The 25,856-nt window shown below is 74.2% G+C and carries 23 protein-coding genes; 8 read left to right on the top strand and 15 right to left on the bottom strand.

The window, feature by feature from the left end:
• Positions 1 to 771 (bottom strand): MBL fold metallo-hydrolase (locus tag DLJ47_RS26035; protein ID WP_109903706.1); only part of this gene is annotated, 771 nt, incomplete at its 3' end.
• A 161-nt stretch (positions 772 to 932) separates the two neighbouring features.
• Between DLJ47_RS26035 and DLJ47_RS26030 the strand changes: the two genes are divergently transcribed.
• Positions 933 to 2,150, top strand: a complete 1,218-nt coding sequence (locus DLJ47_RS26030; RefSeq protein WP_109903704.1) for an NADP-dependent isocitrate dehydrogenase — start codon at positions 933 to 935, stop codon at positions 2,148 to 2,150.
• A 358-nt stretch (positions 2,151 to 2,508) separates the two neighbouring features.
• On the opposite strand, the gene galT is transcribed toward DLJ47_RS26030, so the two are convergent.
• The 5 genes from galT to DLJ47_RS26005 all read right to left on the bottom strand — a co-directional run bounded on the left by galT (position 2,509) and on the right by DLJ47_RS26005 (position 8,463).
• Entirely contained in the window at positions 2,509 to 3,585 is a 1,077-nt protein-coding gene (galT, locus tag DLJ47_RS26025; RefSeq protein WP_109903702.1) for a galactose-1-phosphate uridylyltransferase, read from the bottom strand.
• On the bottom strand, positions 3,582 to 4,403 hold the full coding sequence (locus DLJ47_RS26020) for a DeoR/GlpR family DNA-binding transcription regulator (protein ID WP_109903700.1): 822 nt from the start codon (positions 4,401 to 4,403) through the stop codon (positions 3,582 to 3,584). Before DLJ47_RS26020 ends, galT begins: the two co-directional genes overlap by 4 nt.
• 114 nt (positions 4,404 to 4,517) lie before the next feature.
• Positions 4,518 to 6,047, bottom strand: coding sequence for an adenylyl-sulfate kinase (gene cysC / locus DLJ47_RS26015; RefSeq protein WP_109903698.1), 1,530 nt, complete (start codon positions 6,045 to 6,047; stop codon positions 4,518 to 4,520).
• A 162-nt stretch (positions 6,048 to 6,209) separates the two neighbouring features.
• Positions 6,210 to 6,770 carry a DM13 domain-containing protein gene (locus DLJ47_RS26010; RefSeq protein ID WP_109903696.1) on the bottom strand — a complete coding sequence of 187 codons (561 nt, stop codon included), beginning with the start codon at positions 6,768 to 6,770 and terminating at the stop codon, positions 6,210 to 6,212.
• Positions 6,771 to 6,942: 172 nt separating this feature from the next.
• Positions 6,943 to 8,463, bottom strand: coding sequence for a glycosyltransferase family 2 protein (locus DLJ47_RS26005; protein WP_109903712.1), 1,521 nt, complete (start codon positions 8,461 to 8,463; stop codon positions 6,943 to 6,945).
• A 194-nt stretch (positions 8,464 to 8,657) separates the two neighbouring features.
• On the opposite strand from DLJ47_RS26005, the gene DLJ47_RS26000 reads away from it, so the two are divergent.
• The 5 genes from DLJ47_RS26000 (at position 8,658) to DLJ47_RS25980 (ending at position 13,084) form a co-directional block, all read left to right on the top strand.
• Entirely contained in the window at positions 8,658 to 9,572 is a 915-nt protein-coding gene (locus DLJ47_RS26000; protein WP_109903694.1) for an ABC transporter ATP-binding protein, read from the top strand.
• Positions 9,565 to 10,455 carry an ABC transporter permease gene (locus tag DLJ47_RS25995; protein WP_109903692.1) on the top strand — a complete coding sequence of 297 codons (891 nt, stop codon included), beginning with the start codon at positions 9,565 to 9,567 and terminating at the stop codon, positions 10,453 to 10,455. Before DLJ47_RS26000 ends, DLJ47_RS25995 begins: the two co-directional genes overlap by 8 nt.
• Positions 10,452 to 11,423 (top strand): ABC transporter ATP-binding protein, encoded by a 972-nt coding sequence (locus DLJ47_RS25990; protein WP_109903690.1) that lies wholly within the window; start codon positions 10,452 to 10,454, stop codon positions 11,421 to 11,423. Before DLJ47_RS25995 ends, DLJ47_RS25990 begins: the two co-directional genes overlap by 4 nt.
• 1 nt (position 11,424) lies before the next feature.
• Positions 11,425 to 12,135 (top strand): ABC transporter permease, encoded by a 711-nt coding sequence (locus DLJ47_RS25985; RefSeq protein ID WP_109903688.1) that lies wholly within the window; start codon positions 11,425 to 11,427, stop codon positions 12,133 to 12,135.
• 304 nt (positions 12,136 to 12,439) lie between these two features.
• Entirely contained in the window at positions 12,440 to 13,084 is a 645-nt protein-coding gene (locus tag DLJ47_RS25980) for a hypothetical protein (RefSeq protein WP_109903710.1), read from the top strand.
• Here the strand turns inward: DLJ47_RS25980 and DLJ47_RS25975 are convergent.
• The 3 genes from DLJ47_RS25975 to DLJ47_RS37545 are packed head-to-tail and all read right to left on the bottom strand — an operon-like array spanning position 13,017 to position 14,430.
• Complete coding sequence (locus tag DLJ47_RS25975) at positions 13,017 to 13,517, bottom strand: DUF6640 family protein (RefSeq protein WP_199236006.1); 501 nt, start codon at positions 13,515 to 13,517, stop codon at positions 13,017 to 13,019. The genes DLJ47_RS25980 and DLJ47_RS25975 overlap by 68 nt on opposite strands.
• Positions 13,518 to 13,547: 30 nt before the next feature.
• Entirely contained in the window at positions 13,548 to 14,300 is a 753-nt protein-coding gene (locus DLJ47_RS25970) for a siderophore-interacting protein (protein WP_109903686.1), read from the bottom strand.
• A gap of 1 nt (position 14,301) precedes the next feature.
• The gene (locus DLJ47_RS37545; RefSeq protein ID WP_255562335.1) at positions 14,302 to 14,430 is read right to left on the bottom strand and encodes a hypothetical protein; all 129 of its coding nucleotides are present in this window, start codon (positions 14,428 to 14,430) and stop codon (positions 14,302 to 14,304) included.
• A 97-nt stretch (positions 14,431 to 14,527) separates the two neighbouring features.
• Here DLJ47_RS37545 and DLJ47_RS25965 point away from each other — a divergent pair, with 97 nt between their 5' ends.
• Positions 14,528 to 15,250, top strand: a complete 723-nt coding sequence (locus DLJ47_RS25965; protein WP_109903684.1) for a TetR/AcrR family transcriptional regulator — start codon at positions 14,528 to 14,530, stop codon at positions 15,248 to 15,250.
• A 56-nt stretch (positions 15,251 to 15,306) separates the two neighbouring features.
• Here DLJ47_RS25965 and valS read toward each other — a convergent pair whose 3' ends face one another.
• On the bottom strand, positions 15,307 to 17,871 hold the full coding sequence (gene valS / locus DLJ47_RS25960) for a valine--tRNA ligase (RefSeq protein ID WP_109903682.1): 2,565 nt from the start codon (positions 17,869 to 17,871) through the stop codon (positions 15,307 to 15,309).
• A 187-nt stretch (positions 17,872 to 18,058) separates the two neighbouring features.
• Between valS and DLJ47_RS25955 the strand changes: the two genes are divergently transcribed.
• Complete coding sequence (locus DLJ47_RS25955) at positions 18,059 to 19,513, top strand: hypothetical protein (RefSeq protein WP_146228198.1); 1,455 nt, start codon at positions 18,059 to 18,061, stop codon at positions 19,511 to 19,513.
• 67 nt (positions 19,514 to 19,580) lie between these two features.
• Here the strand turns inward: DLJ47_RS25955 and DLJ47_RS25950 are convergent, their stop codons facing one another.
• The 5 genes from DLJ47_RS25950 to DLJ47_RS25930 form a co-directional block, all read right to left on the bottom strand.
• A complete protein-coding gene (locus DLJ47_RS25950) occupies positions 19,581 to 21,146 on the bottom strand; it encodes a S1 family peptidase (protein ID WP_146228197.1) in 1,566 nt (521 codons plus the stop codon).
• 79 nt (positions 21,147 to 21,225) lie between these two features.
• A complete protein-coding gene (locus DLJ47_RS25945) occupies positions 21,226 to 23,106 on the bottom strand; it encodes an ABC transporter ATP-binding protein (RefSeq protein ID WP_109903676.1) in 1,881 nt (626 codons plus the stop codon).
• Positions 23,103 to 24,956: an ABC transporter ATP-binding protein gene (locus tag DLJ47_RS25940; RefSeq protein ID WP_446723602.1), complete on the bottom strand. Its 1,854-nt coding sequence runs from the start codon at positions 24,954 to 24,956 to the stop codon at positions 23,103 to 23,105. Before DLJ47_RS25940 ends, DLJ47_RS25945 begins: the two co-directional genes overlap by 4 nt.
• Positions 24,957 to 24,993: 37 nt before the next feature.
• Entirely contained in the window at positions 24,994 to 25,509 is a 516-nt protein-coding gene (locus DLJ47_RS25935) for a methylated-DNA--[protein]-cysteine S-methyltransferase (protein WP_109903674.1), read from the bottom strand.
• Positions 25,506 to 25,856 (bottom strand): DNA-3-methyladenine glycosylase family protein (locus DLJ47_RS25930; protein WP_446723601.1); only part of this gene is annotated, 351 nt, incomplete at its 5' end. The genes DLJ47_RS25935 and DLJ47_RS25930, both read right to left, overlap by 4 nt.

Raw genomic sequence — 25,856 nt, 5'->3', positions numbered from 1 at the left:
CGGTAGGGTGGTGGGGGGGTGGGTGGCGAGGGTGTCCAGGAGGGTGGTGCGGGAGGTGCGGGCGGCCGTCGGGTCCAGCTCGTGGGCGTACGCCAGGGTCGGGTCGACCAGTTGGACGGCGTGCACCAGCAGGTCGCCGGTGAGCAGCAGGCGCTCGTCCCCGCCGTCGAGCAGCACGCACTGGTGTCCGGGGGTGTGCCCGGGCGTCGGCAGCAGCCGTACGCCCGGAGCGATGGTGGCCTCGCCGTCGACCGCCCGGAGCTGGCCGGCGGCGCGCAACGGCGCGACCAGGCCGGCCGGCAGCCCCGGGTTGATCGACTCGATCGCGTCCAGCTCGGCCCGCTGGACGAGGTAGTCGGCGTTCGGGAAGTACGGCGTGCCCGGCGAACCGGTGACCGCCCAGCCGATGTGGTCGCTGTGCAGGTGGGTGAGCACCACGGTGCGGACGTCGGCCGGGTCGATGCCGGCGGCGGCCAGTTCGGCGGGGAGCCGGCCGGGCACCGGCGCCCAGCTGGCAGCGGGGGAGCCGGCCGGGCCGATGCCCGCGTCGACCAGGGTGACCGGCCCGTCCCCGACCCGGAGGGCGAAGCTGCGGAAGCGGAGCCACCACCGCCCGTCGGCGGTGACCGAGCCCGGGTCCAGCCGGTCGGCGGCGCGCCACTGCTCCGCCGTGGCGTGCGGGAACGCCTCCTCGCGGGGCTGGAAGAACGGCCCCTCGCCGTCGGTGAGCGCGGTGACCGTGATAGACCCGAGGGTGCGGTTCGGCGGCATCCGGCGATGGTGCCACCGATCCCGCTGGTCGGGCATCCCCGTTTTCCCGCGCCCGCATCCGGGCTGGTCAGCGCGCCGACGGAGGCCGGGTGGGGAACGCCAGCCGGTTCCAGTACGCTCGTACTGCTTGAGCACGTGTCCCCCGAGAGGAGCGCCGGCCGATGGCGAAGATCAAGGTAAACAACCCGGTCGTGGAGCTCGACGGCGACGAGATGACCCGGATCATCTGGAAGCAGATCCGGGAGCAGCTGATCCTGCCCTACCTCGACGTCGACCTGCACTACTACGACCTGTCGATCCAGCACCGCGACGAGACCGACGACCAGGTCACCGTCGACGCCGCCAACGCCATCAAGGAGCACGGCGTGGGCGTCAAGTGCGCGACGATCACCCCGGACGAGGCCCGGGTGGAGGAGTTCGGCCTCAAGAAGATGTGGCGGTCGCCGAACGGCACCATCCGCAACATCCTCGGCGGCGTCGTGTTCCGCGAGCCGATCATCATGTCCAACGTGCCGCGGCTGGTCCCCGGCTGGACCAAGCCGATCATCATCGGCCGGCACGCCCACGGCGACCAGTACAAGGCCACCGACTTCGTCGTCCCCGGCCCGGGCACGGTGACCATCACCTACACCCCGGCCGACGGCTCCGCCCCGATGGAGATGGAGGTCGCCAACTTCCCCGGCGGCGGCGTCGCCATGGGCATGTACAACTTCGACGAGTCGATCCGCGACTTCGCGCGCGCCTCGATGCGGTACGGCCTGGACCGGGGCTACCCGGTCTACCTGTCGACCAAGAACACCATCCTCAAGGCGTACGACGGCCGGTTCAAGGACATCTTCGCCGAGGTGTTCGAGAACGAGTTCAAGGCCGAGTTCGAGGCCGCCGGCATCAGCTACGAGCACCGGCTGATCGACGACATGGTCGCCGCCGCGCTCAAGTGGGAGGGCGGCTTCGTCTGGGCCTGCAAGAACTACGACGGTGACGTGCAGTCCGACACCGTCGCGCAGGGCTTCGGCTCGCTGGGCCTGATGACCTCGGTGCTGATGACCCCGGACGGCCGGACGGTCGAGGCCGAGGCCGCGCACGGCACGGTCACCCGGCACTACCGGCAGTACCAGAAGGGCGAGAAGACCTCGACCAACCCGATCGCGTCGATCTACGCCTGGACCCGTGGCCTCGCCCACCGGGGCAAGCTGGACGGCACGCCGGCGGTCACCGAGTTCGCCAACACGCTGGAGCAGGTCATCATCGACACCGTCGAGGGCGGCCAGATGACCAAGGACCTCGCGCTGCTCATCTCGCGGGACGCCCCGTGGCTGACCACCGACGAGTTCATGAACGCGCTCGACGAGAACCTGGCGCGCCGCCTCGCCGCCTGAGTCGTCGACCAGCACCACCCGGAAGCCCGCCGGCACCCGCCGGCGGGCTTCCGCCGTCCCTGGGGCGGTTGCTCGACGCCAGGTCGGCGCGGCTGGCGCGGTTCGGCGTGTCGCGAGGGCGACACGCACGCAGCGTCACCATCCTCGGCGCGCCTCGTTGACCTGGGTGGACGAGATGCCAGTCGCGTCCAGGAGGGTTGACGCGGTCGCCTCGCGGCAGCGTGCCGATCAGCCAGCCTTCCCGGCTGTCGTGCACAGCCAGCCGTCCCTTCCCTGCGGGGGGCCCTGTCCCGGGCCCCCCGCGCCCTGTCCGGACCCTCCGCTGGCGGCCAGGCCCGTCAGGTGGCGGCCAGGCCCGTCAGGCGGCGCGGAGCAGTTCGGCGGCCCGCTCCGGGGCGATGTCGTTGATGAACACACCCATCCCCGACTCCGAGCCGGCCAGGTACTTCAGCTTGTCCTTCGCCCGCCGGATGCTGAACAGCTGCAGGTGCAGGTGGCCCAGCTCGCGGTCGACCCGGACCGGGGCCTGGTGCCAGGCGGCGATGTAGGGCATCGGCAGGTCGAACAGCCCGTCGAACCGGCGCAGCAGGTCCAGGTAGAGCGGGCCGAACGCGTCCCGCTCCGCGTCGTCCAGCGCCGGGATGTCGGGCACCGGCCGGTGCGGGGCCACGTGCACCTCGAACGGCCAGCGGGCGGCCGCCGGGACGTACGCCGTCCAGTGCTCGTTGGCCGCGACCACCCGCTCGCCGGCAGCCCGCTCCGCGGCGAGCACGTCCGCGTAGAGGTTGCCACCGCCGGTGCGCTCGGCGTGCCGGCGGGCGGCCGCCAGCAGCGACCGGGTACGCGGCGTCACGAAGGGATACGCGTAGATCTGGCCGTGCGGGTGGTGCAGGGTGACGCCGATCTCCACGCCCCGGTTCTCGAAGCAGAACACCTGCTCGACCCCGGGCAGCTCACCCAGCGCGGTGGTCCGGTCGGCGAGCGCGTCCAACACGGTGCGGACCCGGCTCGGCGGCAGGCTGGCGAAGGAGGCGTCGTGGTCGGCCGTGAAGCAGACCACCTCGCAGCGCCCCAGCCCCGGACGGACCGGGGTGAACGGGGTGATCTCGCCGGGCTCGTCGGCCACCCGGCCGCTCAGCGACGGGAAGCGGTTCTCGAAGACCACCACGTCGTAGTCCGGCGCCGGGATCTCGGTGAGCCGGTCGCCGACGGACGGGTCCAGCGGGCACTCGTTCGCCGGGGGCAGGAACGTGCGGGTCTGCCGGTGCACGGCGACCGCCACCCACTCGTCGGTGAGCGGGTCGTGGCGCAGCTGCGAGGCGGCCGGGAGCGGAGGCAGTTCCCGGCGGTCCGGCTGGTCGCGGACCGCGTCGTCCCGCTCGTCGAAGTAGATCAGCTCGCGGCCGTCGGCCAGCCGGATCGCGGTGCGCTTCACTCCGCCACCTCTCCACTCGTCGGGGTGGTCGTCCGTGCCCCGCCCGTCCCGGAAACCATCACCAGCTCACCCACCCGCTCGCCGAGTACCCGGCGGGCGTCCGCCGGCAACCGGTCGTCGCTGACCAGCACGTGGGCGGCGGAGAGCTCGACGATGGAGGAGATGCCGACAGTGCCCCACTTGGTGTGGTCGGCCAGCACCACCAGCCGGTCCGCCGCCGCCACCAGGGCCCGGTCGGTCTCGGCCTCCATCAGGTTGGGGGTGGTGAAGCCGGCCCGCTCGCTGATCCCGTGCACCCCGAGGAAGAGCAGGTCCAGGTGCAGCGACCGGATCGCGGTCACGGCCAGCGGCCCGACCAGCGCGTCCGAGGGCGTACGCACCCCGCCGGTGAGCACCACCGTCTGGTCGGGGCGGCCACCGGCGTGCAGGATCTCGGCCACCGGCAGCGAGTTGGTCACCACGGTCAGGCCGGGCACGTCGACCAGCCGGCGGGCCAGCTCGGCGGTGGTGGTGCCGGCGGAGAGGGCGATCGCCGCGCCGGGCCGGACCAGTTCGGCGGCCCGGCCGGCGATGGCGGCCTTCTCCGGCAGCTGCCGCACCGACTTGGCCCGGAAGCCGGGTTCGTCGGTGGAGCCGGGGCCGGCCACGGTGGCCCCGCCGTGCACCTTGGCCAGCAGGCCGCGGTCGTGCAGCGCCTCCAGATCGCGCCGGATGGTCATGTCCGAGACGCCGAACTCGGCGGCCAGCTCGGTGACCCGGACCCCGCCGGTGCTCCGCACCCGGTCGAGGATGGCCGCCTGCCGCTGCTGGGCGAGCATCGCGCCGCACCTCCCGCGCCAGCCGCGCAGTCTCACGCGGTCGAACGTGTTCCAACAAGAATGAACACTAGCGCGTACGGCTCGACGGCGGGAAGGAACCCCGCGCGCAGGTGATCAGGTGGACTGCAGGCGGGGCTCGACCCAGCCCGTCTCGGTCAGGTGGTGCAGCACCGCCTGCACCGCCTCGTCGACGGTCAGCTCGGTGGTGTCGATGACCAGGTCGGCGTCGGTGGGCTCCTCGTACGGGTCGTCGACGCCGGTCATCCCGGTGAGCAGGCCGGCCCGGGCCCGCGCGTACAGGCCCTTGCGGTCGCGCTGCTCGCAGACCTCCAGCGGGGTGGCGACGTGCACCAGCAGGAAGCCCGCCCCGGCCGCCAGCGCCATCTCCCGGGCGGTCGCCCGCGCCTGCGCGTACGGGGCGATCGGGCAGCAGATGCCGACCCCCCGATGCCGGGCGATCTCGGCGGCGACCCAGCCGATCCGGCGTACGTTCAGGTCCCGGTCGGTCTTGCTGAAGCCCAGGCCGGCGGAGAGTTCCCGGCGCACCACGTCGCCGTCGAGCAGGCTGACCGTCCGGTCGCCCTGCTCGCGCAGCGCGTCGGCCAGGCCACGGGCGATGGTCGACTTGCCGGAGCCGGAGAGGCCGGTCAGGAAGACCACCAGGCCCCGGTACCGCCGGGGCGGCCGGGCCCGGGCCAGCTCCTTGGCGACCGCCGGCGGGGTGTGCCACTCCGGCAGCGGGAAGCCGCGGTCCAGCAGGTCGTCGATCTCGGCCTGGGTGAGCGCGAGCCGCCGGTTGCGCGGGGGGATGTCCTCCCGCCAGCGCCACTGCCCGTCCCGGTTGTCGTAGGCCAGCTCCCGCGGCACCAGCACCCGCAGCCCGGCCCCGGAGAGCATCTCGCCGGTGGAGAGCAGGTGGGTCACCCCGTACGCGGCGGAGACCCGGGCCCGCAGCAGCGCGTCGCTGATCTCGTCGCGGCGGCGGGACAGCGGCACCGCCACCAGCGTGGCCGGTGGCATCCGGTCGCGGGCGGCGAAGATGCTGCGCACCAGCGCCTCCGGTGGCAGCCCGCCGGTGCCGTCCTCGCCGACCGGGATCATCACCAGCAGGTGCGCGGCCAGGGTGCGGGCGGCGTGCGCGATCTGGGCCAGCTGCGGCCGGTGCAGCGGCCGGTCGGCCACCACCCCGAGCACCCGCCCCGGGGGCAGCAGCGCGCGGACCTCCTCCGGGGTGCGGCGCAGCCGCTGGAACGGACCGTGGCCGCCGTCGCCGAGCCGGCGCACCGTACCGCCGACCCCGGCCACCCCGTCGCGCACCTGCCAGGCGTCGGCCACGTCCAGCGCGGCCACCGGGGCGCCCTCGCCGTCGGTGAGCACCAGCACCCGGCGCGCCGGGTCGCGCGGATCGAGCCCCTGGGCCAGCGCCGCGGGCACCTGGAGGGTCACCGCGACCTGCCACGGGGTGTCGTCGGCGAGCCGGCCGCGGCGGCTGACCGAGACCAGGTCGGCGCGGGTCATGAAGCCGGTGAGCGGGGCGTACGCCCCGATCAGCAGCAGTTCCAGATCGGCGAGTTCACCGGGCCGCGGTGTGTACGCCGGCGCGTCCCGCAGCACCTCGTCCGGCAGCACCCATCCGTTGCTCATCAGACCCCCAACCCGCTGACCGGCACACAGTTTCTCAGTCGACCGTGAATCGGTCGAGAGCGCCACTCCACTCCCGTCCGGTCGGCGGCACGACCGGCGGTGGGAGGCGGCGACCCGGGTCGGCGGGGGTGTGGCGACCTGGTGCCGGTGCGGTGCGCAGGATCAGCCGGCCGGGTCCAGCGGCGCGGCGCCGAACGAGACGGCGAACCGCTTGCACCAGATGGAGACGCTGGTCAACCCGGCCAGGTCGACCCTGGCCGGGATCTCGTAGCCCTGGTCGCCCCGGTTGCCCTTGAGCCGGCCCAGCTCGACCCACCGGCCGTCGTCGAACACCCGCCACCCTGCGGTGCCGGTGCGCACCGGCTGGTCGGTGAGCCAGACCCGCAGGTCCGGCCCGTTCGACGTGTCCAGCCCGACCAGTTCCAGCCGGTGCCGGCCGTCCGCGCCGCGGACGATCCGGGCGGTGCCGGAGGTGTCGTGCTCGTGGGTGACGAACGCGCCGCTGCGGACCACCGTCGGGCCGGCGGGCGGGGACGCCGGGGCGTCGGCGGGGGTCGCCGGCCCGCTCGACGCGGCGGTGGCCACGGCCGACAGATCCTCGTCGACCTCGGCGTCGGTGACCAGCTTCCACGGCTGGAACCACCAGAGGCCGAGGGCGGCGCCGGCGCCGACCACGGCGACCGCCAGCCAGGTCAGGGGCGTACGGAACAGGCGGCCGCGCATGGCTCCAGTCTCGCCGCCGACCGACGGGCGGTCACCGGGCCGGGTGGTTACGGGAGCCTTACCGATCCGGCCGGGCCGTTCCGGCACGAAGACGTTCAGCGTGCTCAGCCACCGGCTGAAGGAACGGTTCCTGGCCAGCAGCGCACCGAGAGCCTGCGCGACGACGAGGTGGTCACCGGGGGAGGCGGCGGCTGACCGCCCAGCGCGCCCGCCGCCACAGCCCCACCCGGTCGCGCACCACCGGTCGGGCGCCGTCGGCGGAGAAGTGCAGGACGAGCGCCAGGGGCGTGTCAGCGGTCCACCCGGCACTGGTGATCCGGGCCTTCAGGAACCAGGTGCCCCTCGTCCGGCCGGAGTTGAGCCGGTCGAGGTCGATCGTGGCGGTGGCGTGGTGGACGAGGTGCAGCGTGCCGTCGTCCGCGGTGCCGGTCACCTTCTCGGTCCGGAAGGTGACCGGCAGGAAGACCTCCTCGTTGGTCTCCCGGCGCCGGGCGATCAGGTCGAGCCGGCTCTTGTCGAGCGTGCCGGTCGAGTCGCTCAGCGCCGGGTCGACGCCGGTCACCGGCAGCACCAGCACCTCCCGGCCACCGTCGGCGGCGAAGGTCACCGGTCGGCCCCCGGACTCCAGGTGGGCGGAGACGGCGACGGTCAGGGTCGAGTCGCTCAGCTCACGGCGGTCCACCGCGCCGGTGGCCGCGATGCCCGTCTCCCACTCGGCGAGCCGGCGCAGGTCGTCCACCCGCCCCTGCTCGGCGAGGTGGGCGGCCACCCGTTGCAGTGGCGGCAGCCCGGCGGCGACGCCGGGCGCGAAGCGTTCCCGGATGATCTGCCGTACCTCGTGGGCGACCTGGTCGGCCCACTCCGGCGGGGCCTCCAGTAGCCGCCGCCGGCGCAGCCGGTTGAGCATCTCGTGGCGCAGCCACCGTCGGTGCAGGCGGTCCCGCACCTCACCCGGTGCGATGTGCGCGTCGACGATGTCGAGCGCCTCGCGCAGGCCGGCGAAGTAGCTGGCCGGGTCGAAGAACTTGCGGGCCGTGACGTTGCCGGCGTCCTGGCGCCGCCGGTGGTGGTAGCAGGTGTAGTCGGCCAGGACGCAGGTCCGCTTGGAGAGCAGGTAGGCCCGGACGACCATCCGGTGGTCCTCCAGCCGCAGGTGCGGCCCCTCCGAGAAGCGCAGCCGGTGTTCGTCGAGGAAGGACCGCCGGAACAGCTTGTGGCAGGTCAGGCTGTCGATCAGCGGGGAATTGGCGAGCGTGGCGTCGAACCGGTTGCGGCGGAACAGCTCGCGGGGCACCCGGCGGCCGTGCCCGGCCATCTTGCCGACCACCACGTCGGCGTCGTGCGCCGTCGCGCAGTCGTGCAGGCGTTCGAGCGCCTCGTCGCCGAACCAGTCGTCGTCGTCGGCGAAGAAGACGTACTCGCCCCGGGCCCGCTCGATGCCCAGGTTGCGCGGTCGCGACGGCCAGCCGGAGTTGGGGATGTGCAGCACGTGCAGATGCGGGTGCGCGGCGGCCAGCTCGTCCAGCCGGGCCGGCGTGCCGTCGGTCGAGCCGTCGTCGACGAAGATCACCTCGAACTGGTCGGGCGGCAGCGACTGGCGCAGTAGCGAGGCGACCAGCTTCTCGATGTGCGGCCCACTGTCGTGCACCGGAACCACGACGCTGACCCGGGGCGCCCTGGTGTCGAGGGTCATCTGTCCTCCGGTGGGCTCGGTACCGCTCGGAATGGTGTCCGGACAGTCGTCGACGAACGGCACCATTCTGGTCTCGATTCCGCGCGCTGTGGGGGCGGGACGTCGGGACCCTAGGGGACCCTGCCGGCAGAATCAGGGGAGCGCCAGGGGTTCACCAGGCCCGCGACGGGCGCGGAATGCCTACGCTGGGCGGCGTGACACTCATCGCGACCGAGTCGCTGACCAAGACGTACGGGGGTGGGGTCACCGCGCTGGCCGACCTGACCGTCGCGGTCGAGCCCGGGATCATCGGCCTGGTCGGCGCGAACGGCGCCGGCAAGTCGACGCTGATCAAGATCCTGCTCGGCCTGCTCGCCCCGACCAGCGGCCGGGTGCGGGTGCTGGGCCTCGACCCCACCACGGAATCCGCGGGCGTCCGCGCACGGGTCGGCTACATGCCCGAGCACGACGCCCTGCCGCCCGACCTCACCGCCGCCGAGCTGGTCACCCATCTCGGCCGGATCAGCGGCCTGCCGCGCACGGTGGCCCGCGAGCGGGCCTCCGAGGCGCTGCGGCACGTCGGGCTCTACGAGGAGCGCTACCGCCCGGTGGGCGGCTACTCGACCGGCATGAAGCAGCGGGTGAAGCTCGCCCAGGCGCTGGTGCACGACCCCGATCTGCTGCTGCTCGACGAGCCCACCAACGGCCTCGACCCGGCCGGCCGGGACGCCATGCTGGCTCTGGTGCACCGGATCGGCACCGAGTTCGGCATCTCCGTCCTGGTCTGCTCGCACCTGCTCGGCGAGGTGGAGCGGATCTGCGACACCCTGGTCGCCATCGACGGCGGGCGGCTGCTGCGCGCCGACCACATCTCCGCCATGACCTCGGCCACCGACGTGCTCGCCGTCGAGGTCAGCGAGGGCACCGAGGAGTTGGCCGCCCGGCTCGCCGCGCTGCGCCTGCCGGTGCGCCGGGACGGCCGCCTGCTGCTCGTCGAACTCGCCGACGACGCCACCTACGACCTCATCCTCGGCGCGGTCGCCGAGCTGGACCTGCCGCTGCACCGGCTGGACCAGCGCCGGCACCGGGTGGCCGAGCTCTTCGCCACGAGGGAGCCCAGCCATGCCTGAGCCCACCGGCGTCATCCACGACATCGGATACCAGCGCTACACCGGCCCCCGGCTGGGGCGTCGCCAGGTCTTCGGCGCGCTCTACCTGCACGGCCTGCGCACCGCCTTCGGCCTGGGCCGCAGCGCCAAGGCCAAGATCTTCCCCTGGCTGGTGGTCGGCATCGTCACCGTGGTGGCCGCCGGCGCGACCGCGGTCCGCAGCCAGATCGGCGAGGTGGTGATGACGTACGCCCAGTTCGCCGACAACATGAGCTGGCTGGTCATCTTCTTCGTCGCGGTGGTCGCCCCCGAGATGGTCTCCCGGGACCTGCGCAGCGGGGTGCTGCCGCTCTACTTCTCCCGGCCGCTGCCCCGGTCGGACTACCCGCTGGCCAAGCTGCTGGCGATGGCGACCGCGCTCTGGCTGCTGCTCGGCGCGCCGCAGCTGGTGATGTTCCTGGGCGCCGCCTTCACCACCGGTGACGGCATGCGCGGGGTCTGGAACGAGCTGCTCGACCTGCTGCCCGGGCTGCTCTACGCCGGGCTCTGGGCGGTGGTCTTCGCCTCGATCGGTCTGCTGGTCGCCTCGCTCACCGGCAAGCGGGCCTTCGCCGCCGGCGGCATCGTCGCGGTCTTCCTGATGACCACGCCGATCGTCGCCACCCTGTCGGTCATGCCGTCCCGGGCGGTGAACGAACTGGCCTTCCTCGCCTCGCCGTCGACGCTGGTGCAGGGCGTGGGGGTCTGGTCCCTCGGCGACCTGCTGATCACCGAGGAGGGCGCCGGCCAGGCCGAATCGCTGATCGGCGACTTCGGCCCGGTCTACGCGGTCGCCGCCGTGCTGCTGGTGGCCGCCTGCGTCACCCTGCTGCTGGCCCGGTACCGGAAGGTGGCCGCCCGATGAGCACGACGAGTGCCGACACCCGGCCCACGGCGGCCGGCGAGCCCTCCGCCCCGACCGTGAGCATCCTGGAGCTGGCCGGCGTCTCCCGCTGGTACGGCAACGTGGTGGCGGTCAACGACGTCAGCATGAGCCTCGGCCCGGGCGTCACCGGGCTGCTCGGCCCGAACGGCGCGGGCAAGACCACCCTGCTGCACATGATGGCCGGCTTCCTCGCCCCGTCGCGCGGCGCGGTCACCCTGGACGGCCGGCCCACCTGGCGCAACCCCGACGTCTACCGGCGACTCGGCCTGGTCAGCGAGCGGGAGGCGGTGCACGCCTTCCTCACCGCCCACGAGTTCGTGCTGGCCAGCGCGAGGCTGCACCGGCTGCCGGACCCGGCGGAGGCGGCCCGGCGGGCGATCGCGCTGGTCGAGCTGGAGAGCGCGCAGGACCGCCGGATCGGCACGTACTCCAAGGGCATGCGGCAGCGCGCCCGGGTGGCGGCGGCGCTGGTGCACGACCCGCAGGTGCTGCTGCTCGACGAGCCGTTCAACGGGATGGACCCGCGCCAGCGGCTGCACATGATGGAGCTGCTGCACCGCCTCGGCGACGCGGGCCGCACGATTCTGTTCAGCTCGCACATCCTGGAGGAGGTCGAGCAGGTCTCCGGCACTGTCCAGGTGATGGTCGCCGGCCGGCTGGCCGCCTCCGGCGACTTCCGTACCATCCGGCGGCTGATGACCAACCGGCCGCACGTGTTCGCGGTGCGCTCCACCGATGACCGGGCGCTGGCGGTCGCGCTGATGGCCGAGGCGTCGGTGACCGGCGTCGAGCTGGACCGCACCGGCCTGACCGTCCGGGCCGGCGACTACGGCGCGTTCACCCGGGCGCTGCCGCGGATCGCCCTGGCGCACGGCATCCGGGTCCGGCAACTGGTGCCCGAGGACGAGTCCCTGGAGAGCGTCTTCTCCTACCTGGTGGAGGCCTGACATGTCGACCGTTTCCTGGATCACCGCGCGGGGACTGTTCGGCCGTCGCCGGTTCCTCCTGCTGCTGCCGCTCCCGGCGGTGCTGGTGCTGCTCGCCGTGCTCTCCCGCGCGCTCGGGGTCGACCCGGGCGAGTGGGGGCCGGCGGTGCTGGTCGGCCTCGGCCTGGCCGTGGTGCTGCCGGTGGTGGCCCTGATCGTCGGCACCGGCGTGCTGGGCGCCGAGATCGACGACGGCACCGTGGTGCACATCCTGACCAAGCCGCTGCCGCGCTGGCAGATCGTGCTGCCGAAGCTCGCGGTGGCCACCGGCGTCAGCGCGGTCACCGTCGCGGTGCCGCTCTACGTCGCGGGCGTGCTGGCCGATTCGGTACGCCTCGGACTGGCGCTGGCGGCCGCCGCGTCGGCCGGGGCGCTGGCCTACTCGGCACTGTTCGTGGCGCTCAGCCTGGTCACCCGGCGACCGGTCCTGCTCGGCCTGGTCTACGTGCTGATCTGGGAGGGGCTGCTGGGCAACTTCGTCAGCGGCACCAAGGTGCTCTCCATCCAGCAGTACGTGATCGCCCTCGCCGACCGGCTCGCTCCGACCGGGCTGCTGGAGGCCGACGTCTCCGTGCCGGTGGCGGCGGTGATGACCACGCTGATCAGCGTCGGCTTCACCGTGCTGGCGATCGACCGGCTGCGCTCGTTCAGCGTGGCCGGCGAGACCAGCTGAGCGGCGCCGGCCGCGTGCCGTCACGCGGCCGGCGCGCCGGGCACGCTCCCGGTGGACGTGCTCGACGAGGGCGACACGGTTCCACGAGGGTGATACCGCTGAATCATCATGATGACTCGGCGGTATCACCCTCGCGCCGTACCGGCCCGGCCGGCCGGGCGGTTCCGGGCTGGGCGTCCTCCCCGGCGCCGGCCCGCCACCGCGGCGGGCCGGCTGGCGCCAGGGGCGTCCGGCGGGCTACCGGTGGGCGGATGGTAGGGCTGGCCGGATGGTCCGGGCCGGCCCGGTCGGCGAGGCTGGACGGGTGAGTGCAGAAGCGGGACACGTCCTGCCGCGCCAGCCGTACCCGGCCGCGCGGCACTGGCTGGTGAGCCTCGCGGCGGCCGGGCTGGCCGCCGCGGTGACCACGACGGCGGCGCAGGGCAGCGGCCACTTCCACTGGTGGGCCGGGTTCGTGCTGATCCCGGGCGCGCTGATCGCGGCCACCGGCGGCCCACTGCTGGCCCGCGGCGGCGGGCGGGCGTTCGCCGGGTACGTGGTCGCGTGTCTCGGCACGCTGGTCTTCGCCGTCGGTGCGCTGCTGATGTTCGGCGTGATGGGCCGTGGCTGGCCGGTCATGATCATCCTGCCCTGCCTGGCGGTCGCCGGCACCTACCTGTGGCGGCCGGCGCATCCGCTGGCCCGTGGCCTGCACCGGGCCGCCGCCCTGCTGGCCCTGGCCGGCGCCCTGCTCGGCGGCACCTTCCAGCTGATCCGGGCCGGTCTGGTGGACTTCGGCGACACCGGCTGGTGGGGCGCGTACCTGATGCTGGCCGGGGTGATCGTGCTCGGCAACGCGGTCGAGCTGACCCGGCACCGGATGCCGTACCGGCTCCAGGCGATCACCCTGCTGGTCGGCCCGGCCGTGATCTCCTTCCTGCTCGGCCTGCGCTTCCTGCGCGGCTGGTGACTCTGCGAAGGCCGAGCCCGCCCAGGCTCCCCGCTGCCGCGGCGAGCAGGGCCAGCATGACGATGGCCAGGAAGATCTGCCCGTGCAGGCCGAGGACGAAGACGGTCTGATCGGCGAACTCCGGGTCGTAGGTGGCCGTCCCGGGGAACAGCAGCGCGCCGATCATGCCGAGCCAGGGGGTGGCCAGCACCACGGTGGCGCAGCGCAGCCGGGCGCGCGGATCCACACCCTGCCGGGCCGCGAGGACCAGACCGGTGAGGCCGAGCAGGACGGTCATCACCATGTACTGGGCGTCGTGGAACTTGGCGTGCGGTGGCCAGTGGGGATTGTGGGCGTGCTGTGCCGCCAGGTCGGGGATGACCAGGTCGGCGAGGACCGCGCTGACCGTCGTCACCAGTCCGACCACAATGATCAAGGTCCGGGGGAGGGGCATGGGTCTCCTCATGTCGTCGTCGCCGCCGGTTCAGTGCAGGCCCCGTTTGCCCGGGGTCCAGAACGGTTTGACCTTGATGGCGGTGCGCGGCCAGTGGCGCTCGCGGACCAGGAAGTCGCGTACCAGCTGACAGGTCCTGGCCTCGCCGGCCACGTACGCGGCCCCGGCCTCGCCCGGTAGGTCGAGGTCGGCCACGGCCGCGAGCAGTGCCGGGGAGGACGTGGCCGGCCGCCCGCGGCGATGGACCCGGCGCAGTGGCCGGGTTCCGGGCATGGGCAGGTCGTGCTCGGGGGCCTCGCTCTCCAGCACCCCGTGGACCTCGGCTGAGGCGTCCAGCGCCCGGATCATCGGCCCGAAGGCGGCGCTGGCGGTCTCCTCCCCGATGAACACGTGGTAGGGCGCGGGGCGGGTGAAGAAGTCGCCCTGCGGCCACCAGAAGGTCACCCGGTCACCGACCCGGGCCGCGCGTGCCCACCGCAGCCCGATGCCGTCGCCCCGGTAGAGGTGGATGCGCAGTTCGATGGCCCGCTCGTCGGGGTCGAGCTCCCAGATGGTGTACGTGCGCAGCGTCTCGGCCGGACGCAGGATGCCCGCCACCGACAGCGGGTCCAACAGCTCGATCCGGATGTGCTGGCCCGGGGTGTAGGGGAAGGCGATGGTCTCGTCGGCCACCAGCCGCAGCCGCCGCATGGTGGGCGTGACCTGCTCGGCGACGGTGATCGTGGCCTCCTTGGCGTACTTGCCGAAGACGCTGACCAGGGGGTTGCGCGTCGTGCGGGCCATGTCAGGAGTCCTCGGGTCGGGCGGCCGGCGCGGGCAGGCCGCGCCGGAGGTGAGCGGACCTGGACATCCGCCACCACACCGCGGTGAGGAGCAGCAGTGCGCCGGAGAGGATCCACCAGCGGAGTTCCACGACATCTCCTTAGAGGGTCTAGATTTTTTAGAGACCCTAAGAAAACATACTTACCCTAAGCTGTCAACGGCGGAACCGGGCGACAGGAGAGGTGACGATGCCCGCACCAACCGGCAGGCGAGCGAGACTGCGTCAGGCCACCCTCGCGGAGATCCACGCGGCCGCCCGGAAGCTGCTGGTCGAGCAGGGATCAGCCGCGGTGACGATCAACGCGGTCGCCCGCCAGGTGGGCATGAGCGGGCCGGCCCTCTACCACTACTACGCGGGCCACGACGAGCTGGTCGGCGCGGTGACCGCGGACTTCTTCCGCGAGATGGCCGCCGCGATGGAACAGGCCCGGGACGCTCGCCCCGACACGCCGGTCGGCGACCGCATGCTGGCGGTCTGCCGAGCCATGCGCGCCTGGGCCATCGCCCATCCGGCCGAGTTCGGCTGGATCTTCGCGAGTCCGGTCGCCGGGCCGAACCGCCGGCCGGGCTCGGTACGTCACCAGGCCGCCCAGCGGTTCGAGCAAGTCCTGCTTGACCTCACCGTCGAGCTGTGGCGGACCCGGCCGTTCCCCGTGCCCGACCTGGCCGACCTGCCCCCGTCCCTGCGCGAGCAGCTGACCGCCTACTCCGCCGCCATCGACGGGCAGCTGCCACCGGAAGCCGCGCACCTCTTCCTGACCTGCTGGGTCCGGCTGTACGGGCTGCTGTGCATGGAGGTCCTGCACCAACTGGACTTCGCCTACACCGACCTGGAGCCCGTCTTCGAGGAGTGTCTGCGCGAGCTGGCCGGCCTGCTCGGCTTCGGCTACTCCGGCCGGTCGTACGCCTGACGGCGCACCCGGCGCCCGGGACCCCGCCGCGCCGGGCGGGCGCGGCGGGGGTCGCGTCAGAACGCGCAGGCGATGACGAGTTCGGGCGTACGGTCGGGGAGCAGGTCCAGTTTGCTGATCCGGCCGGCGGCCCGCAGGTCGTCGGCGACCAGGGTCAGCTTCTCCAGCAGCGCGGCCGGGCCGAGCGCCTCGGCCAACGGCACCTCCGCCTTCATCGACAGCTTCCGCTCCGACTTGGCCCGCCGCACCTGGCTGAGCGCGTCACCGGCCAGCCGCAGCAGCTCCGGATCACCCTCGCCCTGGATCGCCCGGCCCACCTCGTAGGTGGTCGGCCACGGGGCCCGGTGCACCGAGCCGTACCGCCACCAGGACCAGACCTCCTCGGTCACGAACGGCAGCACCGGGGCGAAGAGCCGCAACTGCACCGACAGCGCGCTGGCCAGCCCGGCCCGCGCCGACCCGGCTCCCGGGCCGGAGCCGTAGGCGCGCTCCTTGACCAGTTCGATGTAGTCGTCGCAGAACCGCCAGAAGAACGCCTCGGTGGCCTGCAACGCCGCCGTGTGGTCGTACGCCTCGAGCGCGGACGTCGCGGTGGCGACCAGGCCGGAGAGTTCGGCGAGCATGGCGCGGTCCAGCGGCTCGGTCGCCGGCGCGCGTAACGCGTCGGCGGCGCCCAGCCCGAGGGCGAACCGGGACGCGTTGAGCAGCTTGGTGGCGAGCCGCCGGCCCACCTTGATCTGCGCCGGATCGAAGGCCAGGTCCATGCCGGGCTTGCCGTTCGCCGCCCAGTACCGGACCGCGTCGGAGCCGTGCTGCTCCAGCAGCGCCATCGGGGTGACCACGTTCCCCTTGGACTTCGACATCTTCTTCCGGTCCGGGTCGAGGATCCAGCCGGAGAGCACCGCGTCCCGCCAGGGCAGCACCCCGTGCTCGGCGTGGGCCCGGACCACCGTGGAGAAGAGCCAGGTGCGGATGATCTCCTGCCCCTGCGGGCGCAGGTCCATCGGGAAGACCCGGGCGAACAGGTCCGGGTCGGTCTCCCAGCCGCCGACGATCTGCGGGGTGAGCGACGAGGTGGCCCAGGTGTCCAGCACGTCCGGGTCGCCGACGAAGCCGCCCGGCCGCCCGCGCCGGGACTCCTCGTACCCGGGCGGGGCGTCGCTGGACGGGTCGACCGGCAACGCGGACTCCTCCGGCGTGAGAGGGTGGGTGAAGTCCGGCTCGCCAGCGTCGTCGAGCCGGTACCACACCGGCACCGGCACGCCGAAGAAGCGCTGCCGGCTGACCAACCAGTCGCCGGTCAGGCCGCTGACCCAGTGCTCGTAGCGGTGCCGCATGTGCTCCGGCACCCAACGCAGCTCCCGCCCCCGGGCCAGCAGCGCGTCGCGCAGCGCGGTGTCCCGGCCGCCGTTGCGCAGGTACCACTGCCGGGTCGAGACGATCTCCAGCGGCCGGTCGCCGCGCTCGTAGAACTTCACCGGGTGGGTGATCGGTCGTGGCTCGCCGACCAGGTCACCCGCGTCGGCCAGCAGCTCGACGATGGTCCGCCGGGCGCCGTTGACGGTCTGCCCGGCCAGCGCCGCGTACGGCTGCGCCGGCACGCCGGCCGGCGGTTCGGGCAGCAGCCGGCCGTCCCGGCCGATCACCACCCGGGTGTCCAGCTGGAGTTCGCGCCACCAGGTCACGTCCGCGAGGTCGCCGAAGGTGCAGACCATCGCGATGCCGGTGCCCTTGGCCGGGTCGGCCAGCGGATGCGCGCGCACCGGCACCTCGACCGCGAAGAGCGGGCTGCGCACGGTGCCGCCGACCAGGTCGGCGTAGCGCTCGTCGTCGGGGTGGCAGACCAGCGCCACGCAGGCCGGCAGCAGCTCCGGGCGGGTGGTGTCGATCAGCACCTCGCGCCCGCCCGGCCCGGCGAACCGCAGCCGGTGGTACGCGCCCGGGCGCTCCCGGTCCTCCAGCTCCGCCTGGGCGACCGCGGTGGCGAACCCGACGTCCCAGAGGGTCGGCGCCTCCGCCTGGTAGGCCTCGCCCCGGGCCAGGTTGCGCAGGAACGCCCGCTGGGAGGTGGCCCGGGCCGCCCGGCCGATCGTGGTGTACGTCAGCGACCAGTCCACCGACAGGCCGAGCCGGCGCCAGAGCGCCTCGAAGACCTGCTCGTCGGCGACCGTCAGCCGCTCGCACAGCTCGATGAAGTTCTGCCGGGAGATCGGCGTCGGGTCGCGGCGGGCGGCGTCGCTGATTGGGGTGGCCGGCGGCCGCCAGCCCGGGTCGTACGGCAGGGCGGGATCGCAGCGCACCCCGTAGACGTTCTGCACCCGCCGCTCGGTGGGCAGGCCGTTGTCGTCCCAGCCCATCGGGTAGAAGACCGCCCGGCCGCGCATCCGCTGGAACCGGGCCACCAGGTCGGTGTGCGTGTACGAGAAGACGTGCCCCATGTGCAGCTTGCCCGATACGGTCGGCGGCGGGGTGTCGATCGCGTACACGTCGGATCGCTGCTTCGAGCGGTCGAACGCGTACGTGCCCTCCTCCTGCCAGCGGCGCGCCCAGGTCTCCTCGAGCCCGTCCAGGGTCGGACGCTCGGGGACGCCGGCGCGGGCCGTCCTCGCCGTATCGGTCATCCGTCGATCGTAGGCAGCGGCCGGTGACCGGACCACGCGTTAACCCGCGCGCCGCGGCCGAATTCGGGCCGCTCGGCCGGCCGACCGCTGCCGCACGTCGTCGCCCGGTGTCGGGCCGTCCCGACGGGACGGCGGCGGTTGGTCGGTTGTGGCACCATCGGCCTCCATCGCGCTCGGGAGGCCGCTCATGGCTGTGGAACCGCAGTCCCGTCCCACCATGCCGGTCGGCGAGACGGTCGCTGGCGCGTTGGCCGCGTTGGCCGTGGGCGCGTACTTCGCCACCGAGCCGGTACGCGTCGCCGTCTACGCCGGCATCGAGGGCCTGGTCAGCCCCGGGTGGACAGTGGCCGGGCTGCTCGCCGCCCCCGTCCTGCTCCTCGCCCTGGTGGCGCCGCTCCTGCTCACCCGGGTCGGCGGCTGGTGGCTGGCGGCCGCCGGCCTCACCGCGCTGGCCGTCGTCGACCTGGTGCCGGCGCTGACCGGCGAACCCGACCAGCTGCCCCGGTCCACCGCGATGGTCCTGGTCGCGGTGGCCGGCGGCGGCCTGGCGGTGGGCGGGACGCTGCTCGCCCTCGCCCAGCTCGGCCGGCGGTCGCGGCAGGTGGTCGCCGTCGCCTTCGCGGCCGGGGTGGTGCTCCAGCCAGCCACCCCGCTCGCCGACCCCGGCCGTTCCGCCGACACCGCCGTCGACCTGGTCGCCTGGGTGGCTCTGCTGCTGGTGGCGGGCGCGGCGCTGCTGACCGGCGGCGGCGCGTTCACGGTGCCCGGCCCGCCGGTCCGGCGGGGCGTGGTGCCGCTGGCCGTCGCCGTGGCGGCGGCCGCGGCGGCCGTGCGGTGGTGGCTGGTGGAACGGTCGTCGCCCCGGTTGCCCGCCGAACGGGACGTGCTGGCGGCACCCCCGCCGGACCGGCCGTACCAGATCGGGTTGGCCGTGCTCGCCGCGATGGTGCTGGTCGGCTACGCCTGGTACGCCTGGCGTGCCACTGGCGCCCGCTGGGTGCTGGCGGCCTACGTGCTGGGCCCGGCCACGCTCTACGGCCTCGGCGGCGTCTCGGACCGGGCCTCGGCGCTGCTGCTGCCACTGGTCCTGGCGGTCGTCGCCGTCGCCGTCGTGGTCACCCGGTACGCCGACCGGGCGCTGCCCTGGGACGCGGTGGCGCTGCTGCTGCTCGGCGCGGCGTACGCGCTGGTCGCGGAGGTGTCGTTCGGGCGCGAGGAGGCCTCGACCGCCGGGCATCTGCTCGTCCTCGCCTTCGCCCTGGCCTGGGCCGTCGCCTTCCTCCGGGCGGCGGGCCGGCCGGACCCGGCGCCGGACCCACCCGCCGGGCTGCTGACCCTGGGCGTCGCCGCGCTGCTGCTCGGCTGCCAGCTGCTGCTGCCGGTGCTGCTCGGCGCGGGGGAGGCTCAGCCCGCGGTGCGCACCTGGGGGCTGCCAGCGTTGGCCGCCGGGGTCGCCCTGGTGGTGGTGCTGCTCTTCGCCGTCGACCTGTCGACCCGTGACCGGCGGCGCACACCCCCCGCCGACCCGGCGTCGGTAACCGCCGACCCGGCGTCGGTAACCGCCGATCCGGCGGACCCGGCTCCGGTCACCGGTGACCCGGCCGAGTCCGCTGCCGGGGAGCGGGCCACCGGCCCGACCTGAGCCGCCGCCGCACCGGCCGTCGCCCAGGCTGGCCGCGCCGCCCGTGGGCGCGGCCAGCAGGGGCCGCTCAGGGTGCGATCGGGCCGAGCAGCGGGCCGCGGGTGGGTAGCACGAAGCCGAGCCCGGTGCGCGCGTTGACCCGGTCGAGGATGGTGGAGACCGGGGCGTAGTAGTTGCGCTCGTTCGGGTTGGTGCAGGCGCCCTGCCCCGGGTCACCGTCGGAGAGGATGCCCAGCGCCTTGCCGGTCGACTCGACGAAGAGCGGGCCGCCGCTGTCGCCTGGCCGGGCGCAGATGTACACGTCGATGCCGCCGCTGCCCCTGCCGAAGACCTCCCCGCACCGGGTGCCCGGCACGTAGCCGGTGCCGGCGCCCGAGTCGACGTACGTCTCGCCCGCCTTCGGCGTGTACGCCGACCCGGTGGCGCAGACGATCCAGCCGACCTGGACCGCGCTCGCCGCGACGTACCCGGTGATCGGCACGTCCCGGCTGCCCTCCTCGTCGGTGCAGTTCGGGTTGTCCGACACGCACCAGTAGTTGACCAGGTTGACCGGGTCGGTGGTGGCGCGGCGCGGGTACGCCCAGCGGTCCGCCGCGCCCGGTTGGTACGGGATCACCGCGTAGTCGGTCGGGTAGGCGTTCTCGGCCAGCACCGGGCTGGTCGACTCGACCCCGACCGGCACCTTCGGCCCGAGGAACTGGTGCCAGGTGCGGTCCTGCTCCTGGTGCCGGCCACCGACCACGCAGTGCCCGGCGGTCAGCACGTAGTACGCCCCGGAGCGGGCGCGGAGGTTGAAGCCGGAGGTGCAGCCGCCCACCGTGTCGTCGTCGCGGGGCACGTCGAGCCGGATGCCGCCGCGCATCGGCGCCTGGGCGCAGTAGCGCGGGTCGCACGCCTTCTGCACGGTGCCGGCGGGCAGCCGGGTACGCGCCTGCGCCGGCACCCCGGCCGCGCCGAGCGCGTCGGCCAGCCGGGGATCGTCGGCGGCCACCACGTCGCCGGTGAGCACCGTCACCTCGTTCGCCTGCACGTCGACCACCACGTCGCTGCCGGCGGTGGCGTCCAGGGCCGAGGCGAGCCGGGTCGTCCCGGCGGTGAGCTGCCGCAGCGAGTGCCGCACCGGCACCACCTTGACGTGTGCCGCGTCCGGCAGGCCGGCCACCGCCGCGCGCAGCGGCGCCGGGTCGGTGGCCGCGATGGTCAGCACCCCGCCGCCGGCCTGGTCCAGCCACATGCCGGCGTACTGGTCGGGGAAGCGGGTGGTCAGTTCCTCGGCGAGTGGCGCGGAGAGTTCCTGGAGAGCGAGCCGGCGGGCCGCCTCGTCGGCGCCGAGCCGGTAGCGGGCCCGCAGGTAGGAGGTGGACGCCGGGCCGTCCTTGGCGACCGCGCCGGCCGGGCGGGCAGCGCCGGCCGCGGCAGCCGAGCCCGGGGTGGCGGACGGGCGGGCCGCGCCGAGGCCGGCCGTTCCGGCCGGTCCGCCCGGATCCGCGTCGGTCGCGTCGGCCGTCGCCGCGGCGAGCGGGCCGCCCGCCGGCTCCCGGTCCGCCCCGGACGCCAGCACCACCGCCGTCGTCCCCAGCACGCAGGCGGCCGTGGCCAGCCCCGCGATGATCATGCGCCGTCGTGTCCGCAAGCCCACACCTTCCCCCGTGTGTCCGGCGCCGCGCCCGCGATCCTGCCGAGGCGGCGGCGCAGTGGCTGGCTGATTGTAGTCAGAGCAGCGATTCGCGCCACTGCCGGTGCAGCTCGGCGTACCGGCCGCCGCCGGCGGCGAGCCGCGCGGGCGGGCCGTCCTCGACGATCCGACCGCCGTCGAGGACCAGCACCCGGTCGGCGATCTCCACGGTGGAGAGCCGGTGCGCGATCACCAGCGCGGTGCGGTCGCGCAGGATGGTGCCGAGCGCGCGCTGCACCAGCCGCTCGGTGGGCACGTCCAGCGACGAGGTCGCCTCGTCCAGAATCAGCACCGTCGGGTCGGCCAGGAAGGCCCGGGCGAACGCGACCAGCTGCCGCTGCCCGGCGGAGAGCCGGCCGCCGCGCCGGTGCACCTCGGTGGCGTACCCGTCGGGGAGGGCGGCGATGAAGTCGTGCGCGCCGATCGCCCGGGCGGCTGCCTCGACGGCGGCGTCGTCGGCGCCCGGCCGGCCGAAGCGGATGTTCTCCGCGACCGTACCGCCGAACAGGTGCGTCTCCTGGGTGACCAGCACCACCGCCCGGCGCAGCTCCGCGTCGGCAACGTCCCGCAGGTCGACCCCGTCCAGGCTCACCGTGCCGGCGAGCGGGTCGTGGAACCGGGCGAGCAGCTTGGCGATGGTCGACTTGCCCGCCCCGGTCGGCCCGATCAGCGCGACGGTCTGCCCGGCCGGGACGGTCAGGTCCAGCTCGGTGAGGATCGGCGTCTCCGGCCGGTAGCCGAAGGTGACCGCGCGGAACGCCACCGCACCGCGCGGCGGCCCGGCGGGCAGCGGTACGGGCCGGGTCGGCTCGGCCACCGCCGGTCGCTCGTCGAGCACCCCGGCGAGCTTCTCCAGCGCGGCCGTGGCCGACTGCAACGAGTTGTAGAACTGGCTCAGCTCCTGCATCGGTTCGAAGAACCGCCGCAGGTAGAGCAGGAACGCGGCGAGCACCCCGACGCCGGTGGCCCCGCCCAGCACCCGCCAGCCGCCGTAGCAGAGCACCACCGCCACGGTGACGTTGCCGATCACCTTGATCCCCGGCGAGTACGTCGCGATCAGCCGGAACGCGTCCCGGCTGGCCCGCCGGTAGTCGTCGTTCACGGCGTCGAAGATGCGCTGGTTGCGCGGCTCCCGGCGGAATGCCTGGACCGCGCGGATGCCCCGGGTCGACTCGACGAAGTGGACGATGACCAGCGCCATCGCCTCCCGGGTGCGCCGGTACGCGCCGGCCGAGGCGCGGGCGAACCAGCGGGAGAGCCAGAACAGGAACGGAAAGGCGAGCAGCGTCACGGCGGCCAGCGGCAGGTCCAGCCAGAGCAGGATGGCGGCCACCGACACGATCGACAGCACGGCGAGGACCAGGCTGTCGATGCCGCCGTCGACGAGTTCGGCGATCGAGTCGAGGTCGCTGGTCAGCCGGGAGACCATCCGCCCCGACGTGTACCGCTCGTGGAACGCCACCGGCAGGCGCAGGAAGTGCCCGTACACCCGCTGGCGGAGGTCGAGCAGGACGGCCTGGCCGATCTGCGCGGAGCGGGTCAGGAAGCCGCGCCGGGCCAGAAACTCGACAGCGGTGGCCGCGCCGAACGCGCCGGCGACGGCGACCAGCGGGCCGGCCTCGCCAGCGCGCAGCGGCGGGATGGCCCGGTCGATGCCGAGCATCACCAGGTACGGCCCGGCCATCGCGGCCGCGTTCTGGCTCAGCAGCAACGCGACCGCCGTGCCGAGCGGGCGCCGGTGCGGGCGGAGCAGGTCGCGCAGCAGCAGCCGGCTGCGGGCCCGCAGGCGGGCCAGCGCCTCGGGGCTGTCCTCCTCGGCCTGGCTGCGGTCGGCCTCCGGGTCGGTGGCGATCCCGCGCCACCGGGTCAGGTCCGGCCCGTCGTCGGCCTCCTCGCCGGACCCGGCCTCGGCGGTCACGACCGCACCAGGCCGCGACCGCCGGGCGCCGGTTCGGTGGTCGCGTCCGGCGGCTCGGCGGAGAGCACCGCGCGGTACGCCGGCACCGTGGCGAGCAGGTCGGTGTGCCGGCCCACCGCGGCGATCCGGCCGCCGTCGAGCAGCGCCACCCGGTCGGCGAGCGCGATGGTCGACGGCCGGTGCACCACCAGCAGCGCGGTGGTCTCCCGCAGCACCCGCTTCAGCGCCGCCTCCACCAGCGCCTCGGTCTGCACGTCGAGGGCGGAGAGCGGGTCGTCGAGGACGAGCAGCGCCGGCCGGCCGAGCACCGCCCGGGCCAGCGCGAGCCGCTGCCGCTGCCCGCCGGAGAGCGACAGCCCCTGCTCGCCGACCCGGGTGGCCAGCCCCCACGGCAGGTCGTACGCGAAGTCGGCCTGGGCCAGCGCGAGCGCGGCCCTCACCTCGTCCTCGCCGGCGTCCGGTCGGCCCAGGGTGAGGTTCTCCCAGACCGACATGGAGAACAGCGTCGGCTCCTCGAACGCCACCCCGACCAGCCGGCGCAGCGAGGCCAGCCGTACCTGCCGCAGGTCGTGCCCGTCGAGCGTGATCCGCCCACCGGTCACCTCGTGCAGCCGGGGCACCAGGGAGAGCAGCGTGCTCTTACCGCAGCCGGTCGCGCCGACCAGGGCCAGCGTCTCGCCGGGCTCGACGGTCAGCTCCACGTCGCGCAGCACCGGCGTGCCGGCCCCGGGATAGTGGAAGCTGACCCGCTCGAAGCGGAGCCGGCCGCGGACCGCGGCGCGGGGCAGCGACACCGCGCCGGGGGCGTCCACGATGGCCGGCGGGGTGTCCAGCACCTCCTGGACCCGGTCGGCCGCGGTGGCCGCCTCCTGCCCGTTGGCGATGATCCAGCCCAGCGACTGCACCGGCCAGATCAGCATCAGCTGGAGGCTGACGAAGGCGACCAGTTCGCCGATGGTGAGCACCCCGGCGGCGGCCGCCGCGGCCCCGGCCACCAGCACGACGCCCAGGGTCAGGTTCGGCACCAGGTCGAGCCGGGCGGAGGTGCGGGCGAGCAGCCGCCCCTTGCCCACCCCGGTGTCGTGCAGCGCCCGCGCGCCGGTGGCGAACCGGGCCGCCAGTTCCGGCCCCCGGCCGTACGCCTTCATGGTGCGCAGGCCCTGCGCGGTCTCCTCGACCAGCGTGGCGACGTCGCCCTGCTGGTCCTGCATCCGCCGGGACGCGGTGTGGTACGCGCGGGCGAAGCGGCGGCTGATCAGCAGCAGCGGCACCGCGCTGGCCGCGACCAGCAGCCCCAGCGCGGGGTGCAGCCGGATCAGCAGCACCACCACGACCACATAGGTGACCAGGTTGAGTACCAGGAAGAACAGGCCGAAGGAGAGGAACCGGCGGATCACCGACAGGTCGCTGGTGATCCGGGAGAGCAGCTGGCCGGACTGCCACCGGTCGTGGAAGCTGGCCGGCAGGCGTTGCAGGTGGGCGTAGACGTCCGCCCGGATGGCCGCCTCCATGGCCACCGACGAGGACGACTGCACCCACCGCCGGACGAAGATCAGCAGCGCCTCGGCCAGGCCGAGCAGCAGGGCCAGCCCGGCCAGCCGGAACAGGCCGGCCGGGTCCTGCCGGGCGACCGGCCCGTCCACCACCCGCTGGGCCACCAGCGGGATCGCGATGCTGGCCCCGGTGGCGGCGAGCGCGGCCAGCAGCAGCCAGCCGAACTCGACCGCGTACGGGCGCAGGTAATGGCGCAGTCGCCAGAGGTTGTGCAGCGGATGCCGGCCAGGACTGTGCAGCGGATGTCGGCCAGCCGCGACCCCGGGAGCCGGGTTGCCGTCGCTCTCCGCAGGCACTACCCGACGGTATCGGCAAACATGAGATCGACAGGTGTCAGCTTGCCGTCAACCGCCGCTCATGACCGAGAAGCCACTTCTTCACGTCCAGCCCCCAGCGGTAGCCGCCGAGGGTTCCGTCGGTGCGCAGCACCCGGTGGCAGGGGACGAAGAGCGCGGCGGCGTTGCGGGCGCAGGCCGCCGCGGCGGCGCGTACCGCCTGGGGGCGGCCGGCCAGCCCGGCGAACCCGGTGTAGGTGACCGGCTCGCCCGGCTTCACCTCGCGCAGCACGTCCCAGGCGTGCGCCAGGAAGGCGCCGCCGCTGTGCTGCCGTACCGGCACCCCGTCGATCGCGGTCAGGTCGCCGTCCAGGTAGGACGCCACGGCGGCGGTGATCGGGCCGAGGTCGGCCCGGTGCCGCAGCGGCGCCCGCAGGCTCGGGTGCATCACCGGCAGCAATTGCTGCGGATCGGCGGTGAAACCGGCCGCCCGGACCGCGCCGCCGGCGTCGACGAGGATGCTCAGCGGTCCGGTCGGGGTGGTGAGGACGGTGCTGTCGATGGTCGTGCTCATGCTGCTCTCCAGAGTCTGATCACCGCGTACGAGCGCCAGGGGCGCCACCGTTCGGCGTACGCGTCGAGGGTCTTCGGGTCGCTGGGCAGGCCGAGGGCGGCGGCGCCGCGGCGGACGGCCAGGTCGGTGGGGAGCAGGACGTCCGGGTCGCCGAGTGCGCGCATGGCCACGTAGCCGGCGGTCCACGGCCCGATCCCGGGCAGCGCCAGCAGCCGCCGCACCGCCTCCTCCCGGTCCCCACCCGGATCGAGGTCGAGCTCGCCGCCGGCGACGGCCCGGGCCAGCGCCCGAATCGTCTCCCGCCGCCCCGCAGGCATCCCGAACGCCCCATCCGCCAGCCCAGCCAC

Source organism: Micromonospora sp. S4605, from assembly GCF_003176715.1.
Classification (GTDB): Bacteria; Actinomycetota; Actinomycetes; order Mycobacteriales; family Micromonosporaceae; genus Micromonospora; species Micromonospora echinaurantiaca.
This window is presented reverse-complemented; position numbering and strand designations above follow the sequence as displayed.

Bases quoted from the DNA above. Each gene is read 5' to 3' on its own strand.
- DLJ47_RS25965 (WP_109903684.1), top strand. From the start codon at position 14,528: ATGCCCGCACCAACCGGCAGGCGAGCGAGACTGCGTCAGGCCACCCTC.
- DLJ47_RS26005 (WP_109903712.1), bottom strand. From the start codon at position 8,463: ATGACCCTCGACACCAGGGCGCCCCGGGTCAGCGTCGTGGTTCCGGTG.
- DLJ47_RS26030 (WP_109903704.1), top strand. From the start codon at position 933: ATGGCGAAGATCAAGGTAAACAACCCGGTCGTGGAGCTCGACGGCGAC.
- DLJ47_RS25995 (WP_109903692.1), top strand. From the start codon at position 9,565: ATGCCTGAGCCCACCGGCGTCATCCACGACATCGGATACCAGCGCTAC.
- valS (WP_109903682.1), bottom strand. From the start codon at position 17,871: ATGACCGATACGGCGAGGACGGCCCGCGCCGGCGTCCCCGAGCGTCCG.
- DLJ47_RS25935 (WP_109903674.1), bottom strand. From the start codon at position 25,509: ATGAGCACGACCATCGACAGCACCGTCCTCACCACCCCGACCGGACCG.
- DLJ47_RS26010 (WP_109903696.1), bottom strand. From the start codon at position 6,770: ATGCGCGGCCGCCTGTTCCGTACGCCCCTGACCTGGCTGGCGGTCGCC.
- DLJ47_RS25970 (WP_109903686.1), bottom strand. From the start codon at position 14,300: ATGGCCCGCACGACGCGCAACCCCCTGGTCAGCGTCTTCGGCAAGTAC.
- cysC (WP_109903698.1), bottom strand. From the start codon at position 6,047: ATGAGCAACGGATGGGTGCTGCCGGACGAGGTGCTGCGGGACGCGCCG.
- DLJ47_RS25985 (WP_109903688.1), top strand. From the start codon at position 11,425: ATGTCGACCGTTTCCTGGATCACCGCGCGGGGACTGTTCGGCCGTCGC.
- DLJ47_RS25990 (WP_109903690.1), top strand. From the start codon at position 10,452: ATGAGCACGACGAGTGCCGACACCCGGCCCACGGCGGCCGGCGAGCCC.
- DLJ47_RS25955 (WP_146228198.1), top strand. From the start codon at position 18,059: ATGGCTGTGGAACCGCAGTCCCGTCCCACCATGCCGGTCGGCGAGACG.
- DLJ47_RS26020 (WP_109903700.1), bottom strand. From the start codon at position 4,403: ATGCTCGCCCAGCAGCGGCAGGCGGCCATCCTCGACCGGGTGCGGAGC.
- DLJ47_RS25975 (WP_199236006.1), bottom strand. From the start codon at position 13,517: ATGCCCCTCCCCCGGACCTTGATCATTGTGGTCGGACTGGTGACGACG.